The 6,586-nt window shown below is 64.0% G+C and carries 5 protein-coding genes; 3 read left to right on the forward strand and 2 right to left on the reverse strand.

Features of this window, described 5'->3' with window-relative positions:
- The first annotated feature begins 60 nt into the window (after positions 1-60).
- The 3 genes from AC0L3K_RS00635 to AC0L3K_RS00645 are packed head-to-tail and all read left to right on the forward strand — an operon-like array spanning position 61 to position 3,284.
- On the forward strand, positions 61-543 hold the full coding sequence (locus tag AC0L3K_RS00635; protein WP_007598134.1) for a MarR family winged helix-turn-helix transcriptional regulator: 483 nt from the start codon (positions 61-63) through the stop codon (positions 541-543).
- The gene (locus AC0L3K_RS00640) at positions 536-1,711 is read left to right on the forward strand and encodes an HlyD family secretion protein (protein WP_473365374.1); all 1,176 of its coding nucleotides are present in this window, start codon (positions 536-538) and stop codon (positions 1,709-1,711) included. Before AC0L3K_RS00635 ends, AC0L3K_RS00640 begins: the two co-directional genes overlap by 8 nt.
- Before the next feature lie 16 nt (positions 1,712-1,727).
- The gene (locus AC0L3K_RS00645) at positions 1,728-3,284 is read left to right on the forward strand and encodes an MDR family MFS transporter (protein WP_007598138.1); all 1,557 of its coding nucleotides are present in this window, start codon (positions 1,728-1,730) and stop codon (positions 3,282-3,284) included.
- Positions 3,285-3,458: 174 nt separating this feature from the next.
- On the opposite strand, the gene AC0L3K_RS00650 is transcribed toward AC0L3K_RS00645, so the two are convergent.
- Entirely contained in the window at positions 3,459-4,520 is a 1,062-nt protein-coding gene (locus AC0L3K_RS00650; protein ID WP_473365375.1) for a phosphotransferase, read from the reverse strand.
- 80 nt (positions 4,521-4,600) lie between these two features.
- Entirely contained in the window at positions 4,601-6,292 is a 1,692-nt protein-coding gene (locus AC0L3K_RS00655; protein WP_473365376.1) for a methyl-accepting chemotaxis protein, read from the reverse strand.
- Between the last annotated feature and the right edge of the window lie 294 nt (positions 6,293-6,586).

Here is a 6,586-nt window from a genome sequence, read left to right on the forward strand (position 1 = left end):
CCGCCATGAAATAATCATAAGCTTGCTTATTATATTCCAAGCTTATTGGAGACCAAGCTCATGAGCCCAGGGCCCGTGGACCAGAACTTCCTGTTTACGCTCGCCGAGCTCTATCGCCTGCTCCGGGTCTATGCCGACAAGGAAGCTTCGCGCTTCGGCATCACCCGCGCGCAATGGGCGGTGCTGGCCAAGGTCGAGCGTAGCGAAGGCATGAAGCAGTCGGAACTCGCCGAGCTTCTCGAGGTGCAGCCGATCACGCTGACACGCCTGATCGACAAGCTCTGTGACAGCGACTGGATCGAGCGACGCAACGATCCTTCGGACCGCCGCGTCAAGCGGCTGTACCTGAAGAAGGCCGGGCGGCAATTGCTCGGGCGGATGAGCGGGCTGAAATCCGAGCTCACGGCCAACGCGCTCGACGGCATCACTCCGGCGGACGCCCACCGCCTCCTCACCCAACTCGAAACAATCAAGGAAAACGTGCGGTCCGCGATCCAGACCAGCGGAGCGGAACAAGCGCGTAAGGAGCAGCGCTATGGCTGATCAGGTTCTCAAATTCCAGCCCGAGCAGAAAATCGACGGCGGCAAGCCCACCAAGAAAGCCGGCACCAATCCGCGCCGCCGCCTGGTGGCGGGCCTGCGCCGCTATCGCCGCGTGCTGCTTCTGGTCGTGCTGCCGGTCGTCGTCGCAGTTGCCGGCTTCGCTTTCTATCTCAATGGCGGCCGCTATGTCGGCACCGACGATGCCTATGTCGGCGCGCAGAAGGTGCTGGTGACGCCCGACATCTCCGGCAAAATCCAGAAGATCGTCGTCAAGGAGGGCCAGATCGTCAAGCACGGCGACGAGCTGTTCGAGATCGATCCCGCCCCGTTCCGTCACGCGTTGGAAGAAGCCAAGGCGCAACTCGCCCAAGCCCGCATCACCTATGACAATCTCGTTGCCAACATCAAGATCTACGGCGACATGCTCAATCTCGCCCAGCAGGGCGTCGACCTGAAGCAGCGCGACGTCGAGCGCAAGCAGGCGCTGGTGAAGAACAATTACGGCTCGCAGCTCGATCTCGACAACGCGTCGAACGCACTGGTGACCGCCGGCGCGCAGGCGCAATACATCAAGCAGCAACTCTCCAACGCCAGGACCCAATTGCTCGGCAATCCCGAGTTGCCGCTGGAGCAATTCCCGGCCTACGCGCAGGCGAAAGCCAAGCTGGACGATGCCCAACGCAACCTCGACCACACCGTGCTGCGCGCGCCGATGGATGGCGTGGCAACCCAGGTCGAACAGATCCAGCTCGGCCGCTACGTCGCCGCCGGCACGCCGGTGTTCTCCATCATCGACGTCGCCCATCCCTGGGTCGACGCCAATCCGAAGGAGAGCGACCTCACCTATGTCACCGAAGGACAGCCGGTCACGCTCGAGGTCGACGCGTTCCCGAACCATCTCTTCAAGGGCAAGATCGGCTCGCTCTCGCCCGGCACCGGCGCGCAATTCGCGATCCTGCCGCCGCAGAACGCCAGCGGCAATTTCGTCAAGGTGGTGCAGCGCGTGCCGATCCGCATCTATTTCGATGAGAGCGACAAATACGTGCGCAAGCTGAAGGCCGGCATGAGCGTCTACGCCACCATCGACACCGGCCACCGGCGCTCGCTCGCCGGCCTGCTCGGCCTGTCGGCGACCGCGAGCCAAGACAAAGATTCGGACAAAGACTGAGACAAGGACTGATCCGATGTCCGGCCCCAATGCCCATTTGATGGTTCCCGGCCTGCGCCGGAACATGGTGACGATCTGCGCCATGACGGCAACCATCATGCAGGCGCTGGACACCACCATCGCCAACGTCGCCCTGCCCTATATGCAGGGTACGCTGTCGGCCTCGCAGGACCAGATCAACTGGGTGCTGACCTCCTACATCGTCGCCGCCGCGATCATGACGGCACCGGTGGGCTGGATCGCCAACCGCTTCGGCCGCAAGCGCATCTTCATCATCTGCTCGGCCGGCTTCACCATGGCATCGGTGCTGTGCGGGCTTGCGCAGGACATCAACCAGATGGTGCTGTTCCGCCTGCTGCAGGGCGTGTTCGGCGCGGCTCTGGTGCCGTTGTCGCAATCGGTGATGCTCGACTATTACACGCTCCAGGAACGCGCCAAGGCGATGTCGATCTGGGGCATGGGCGTGATGATGGGGCCGATCATGGGTCCATCGCTCGGCGCCTGGCTGACCGAGACTTATTCCTGGCACTGGGTGTTCTTTGTCAATCTGCCGTTCGGCGCCATCACCGTGATCGGGCTCATCATCTTCATGGACGAGACCCGGAAGGATCTCAGTCTCAAGTTCGACTGGTTCGGGTTCGCGGCGCTGGCGGTCGCGATCGGCTCGCTTCAGCTCGCGCTCGACCGCGGCGAGCAACTGGGCTGGCTCGAATCAGGTGAAATCCTTGCGGAGTTCATCGTCTCGGCCGTCGCCTTCTACTTCTTCATCGCGCACTCCTTCACGACCTCGACGCCGTTCATCCGTTTTGCGCTTTTCAGGGATCGCAACTTCGTCACCGGCTGCATGTTCATGGTCGTGATGGGCCTCGTGCTGTTCTCGACCATGGCGCTGGCCTCGCCCTATATGCAGAACGTGATCGGCTATCCCATCATTACCGCGGGTCTGCTGCTGGCGAGCCGTGGCTTCGGCACCTTCTTCGCGATGATGCTGGTCGGCCGCATGATGCGTTATGTCGAGGCCCGTACGCTGATCATCACGGGCCTGACGCTGACCGCCGGCTCGCTGTTCCAGATGACCGGCTGGACCGATTTGACCCAGGTGCCGGAGATCGTGACCGTCAGCGTCATCCAGGGCTTCGGCTTCGGCCTTGTCTTCGTGCCGTTATCGACGGTGGCGTTCCTGACCTTGTCGAATGAGCTACGCACCGACGGCACCGCGATGCTGACCCTGATGCGCAACGTCGCGAGCTCGGTGGGCATTTCCGTCGTCATCGCCCAGCTGACGCAGGGCACGCGGCGGACCTACGCGATCCTGTCCGAGCATATCAATCCATTCAACCACGCGCTCCAGATGCCCAGCGTCAGTGGCATGATCAATCTCTCAACCGACGCCGGCCGCGCCATGGCCGATCGCATGGTCAGCGTGCAGGCCCAGATCATCGCCTTCGCGCACGACTACCAGCTGGTGATGTTCTTCATCCTCTGCACCATTCCGCTCGCCCTGCTGATCGGCTCGACCAAGGCTACCCTGCGCAAGCAGGCGGCCGGGCCGGAACACGCGGTGATGGAGTAACGTGGGTCACAACTTCCGCCGTCGTCCTGGACAAGCGCAGCGCAGATCCAGGACCCATTACCCCAGGGAGGAGTTTGGTGGTAAGTCGTGGTTACCAGCCTCGCGCCACAACCTTTCCCTGGGGTAATGGGTCCTGGCTTTCGCCAGGATGACACCGGTTTATCGCGTGAGCAGTTACAACAATTCCTCGCAACCCAAATCCTCGACCGCCATCATCACGCGCTCCAGATTATTCCACCAGACGACCTCTGGGGTGTTGACGCTCCATTGCCAAACCGGCTTCGTGATGTGCCAGAGCACCGACCAGCGATAGTCTTGGTCCAGCGCGCCGCGTGTGTAGCCGGCGACACCGTACGCGATCAGCGTCTCATAGTAGCGGTTGAGCAGCGCCCGTTCGAGTGCCTGCCGGCGTTCCGGATACCATTGGGTCGCCATCATGTAGGCGAGATCGCTCGTAGGCACACCGATGCGCCACCGGTCGAAATCAAAAATGCGTACGCTATCGGCGACGCCGGCGCGCGGCACCAGGAAATTCCAGCAATGCGCGTCACCGTGGACGACGGTCACGTTGCGGTGCGAATGGTAGCGCTGGAGCAGGTGGCTCGACTGGTCGATGAAGCGCCGGTAGAGGATTCGGCGCTCTTCGCTGAGGCGGTCGCCGAGCAGATCGGCGAAGCGGTCGTAATGGCCGGCGAAGGTCTCCATCTGCCTCACGCTTTCGTCGACGCTTGACCAGGAGCCGACAGCCTCACCAAGGCTGGCATGATCCCACCACGCAGCGTGCCAGCGCGCGAGTGCGGTGACGATCGCCGTTGCCCGATCGCGCGAAGGCGGCAGCGGCCAAGCTGCCGCGATCTCATGGCTGCCGGTGAGATCTTCGAGCAGCAGATGCCAGTCCTGGCTCTCCTCGTCGAAATGGCCATCGTAGCAGCGCGGTACGATCTGCGACGGCATATTCGGCGCAAGATGAGTGTAGAAGGCCACTTCCTGCCGACCGGAATTGGCCAACGTCTTGGCGTAGGTCGGATGCGGCATCTTGAGGATCACGGAGGGCGGTGCCCCGGCGGATTCCCCGACATAACGCAGCCCAAGGCGGATGACCTGTGACACCATGGCCGGGTGCTGATGCAGCACCTTCACTTCGCGCACTGCGCCGGCGTCCAGTACGCCACTCCTACGCAGCGCAGCTGTCAGTTGGGCGGGCTCAACGACCGCCGGCAATTGTGGAGGTGTCATGAACCACGATGCCCCTATCCCGCGTCATACTGCACGATCACGACCGCAGGCGCCAGCGAACGACGTCGCGCGCGCCCGGCTCAGGCCGCCGCGGTCGAGTCGCGCACGGTCCTGACGACAACCGAACGGAGCTGTTCGAGATTGGCCGCCATGCCGGCGATCGCCTGCCTGACCTCCGCGGCGCGCTCGTTCACGGAGGCGGCGTCGCGGCTGACATCACCGATCTTGGCCGAGACCTCCTTGGCCGCGGACGCCGATTCGGAGATCGACCGCGTGATCTCTCGCGTCGCCGCGTCCTGCTCTTCCATCGCGGCGGCAACCGAGGTGGCGACGCCGTCGATCTCGACGATGTGGCCTCCCATGGTTTCGACGGCGTCGACCGCAGCCTGCGTCGAGGCCTGGATCTCGGCAATCAGCCGCGCGATCTCCTCGGTGGATTTGGCGGTCTGGTCGGAGAGGGATTTCACTTCGGCGGCGACCACCGCGAAGCCACGGCCGGCCTCGCCGGCGCGCGCCGCCTCGATCGTGGCGTTGAGTGCCAGCAGATTGGTCTGGCCGGCGATGCCGCCGATGAGGTCGGAGACCTCGGCGATCTTCTTCACCGATCCGGCCAGCGTCTGGATGGTCGAGCGCGCCTGTTCCCGACCGGCGACCGCCGATTTTGTCACCGTGCTGGTCCGCGCGACCTGGGTTGCGATCTCGCGGATCGAAGCACTGAGTTCTTCCGCTGCGGCCGAGACGGTCTGCGAGCTGCCGAGGGCCTGGGTCGAGGCGGCTGCGACCGCCTGCGACTGTGTCGAGAGCGACCTTGCGATCTCGGACAGACTGGAGGCGGCACGCTCCACGCCTTGCGTCGCCGCGCTCGCGGTATCGACCGAGCGGCCGGTCTCGCGCTCGACGGTTTCGGCCATCTGGTGCAGGGCCCCGCGCTTGGCGAGCGCCGCCTCATGCTCCTTCTGCAACTGCTCCTCGCGCAGGCGGGAATTCTCGACCGCGGACTGCTTGAACACCAGGAGCGCGCCCGCCATCGAGCCGACCTCGTCCTGCCGATGCGCGAAAGGAATGTCGGCGGCGAGATCGCCGGTCGCGAGCTTTTGCATCGTGCTGGTCATGCGCACGATCGGGCGCATCACGCCGAGAGCGACGCCGAGCAGGCCCGCCGCAATGAAGGCGAGGACGGCGGCGGAGACGCCGAGGAGGATATAAAGCATGGAGCTGTCGCGGTCCGCGGCCAGCTTCTCCATGTCGGCATTCTGCTTGTTGGCGCTCTCGACGATGCTGTCGATGACGGCGCGGTGCGCGGTGTAGGCATCCTTGAGCTGCGCGTAGGCGCGCTCGGAGCCGGCCGTGTCCTTGGACTTGAGGGCGGGGAGGAGCTGGTCGGACAACAGCTTCCAGAACTTCTGCACCTCGGCGTCGGATTTCGACACCAGGGCCGTCTTCAGGTCGGCCGAGAGGCTGGAGGTGACCCAGAATGCCTTGCGCTCGTCGTAGTCCTTGCGGAGCTGGACCAGGCGTTCGCCATGGGCCGCAAGCTGGTCGGGCTCGCGCATGGCGAGCGTGGCCTCGAGATAGGCCTCGATCACATATTCCGGCGGCGGCAGAATGTCGGCGATGAGGTCATTGCCCAGCTTGATGTCGGAATAGAGCGGACCGCCGACCTTTAGCTCTTTCAAGGCGTAAAGGCTGGTGGAGACCACGGCGGTGAAACCGATCGCCAGAACGACGCCGAAAGCAATGATTGCGGAAGAAAGCGAAAGGCGAATTTTCATGGAATAATCCAATGGGGCCGCGCCGAATCCCACGGACCCTAGAGGATTACGGTAAACACGGGATTGCTTCGCGCAGAAATTGCATCGCGCGAGCTCCGAAAAAATACGGGAAACGGCGTCAGGTGAACGGTTTCGGGCAGCGAAATCAGGCCCGTCCTCCGCTGTCGTCCCGGATCGGCGCTTGGCCGGCCCCGGGCCCCCCAGGGGGGCCCCCGCGCAAAACAACGGTTCGGTGTGGCCCCGGGGCCGCCGGGCGCGCCCGTGCACCCGCGTGCCCGGCGCGCGCCCCCGCGG

This window comes from Bradyrhizobium sp. MI1.10 (genome assembly GCF_055811035.1).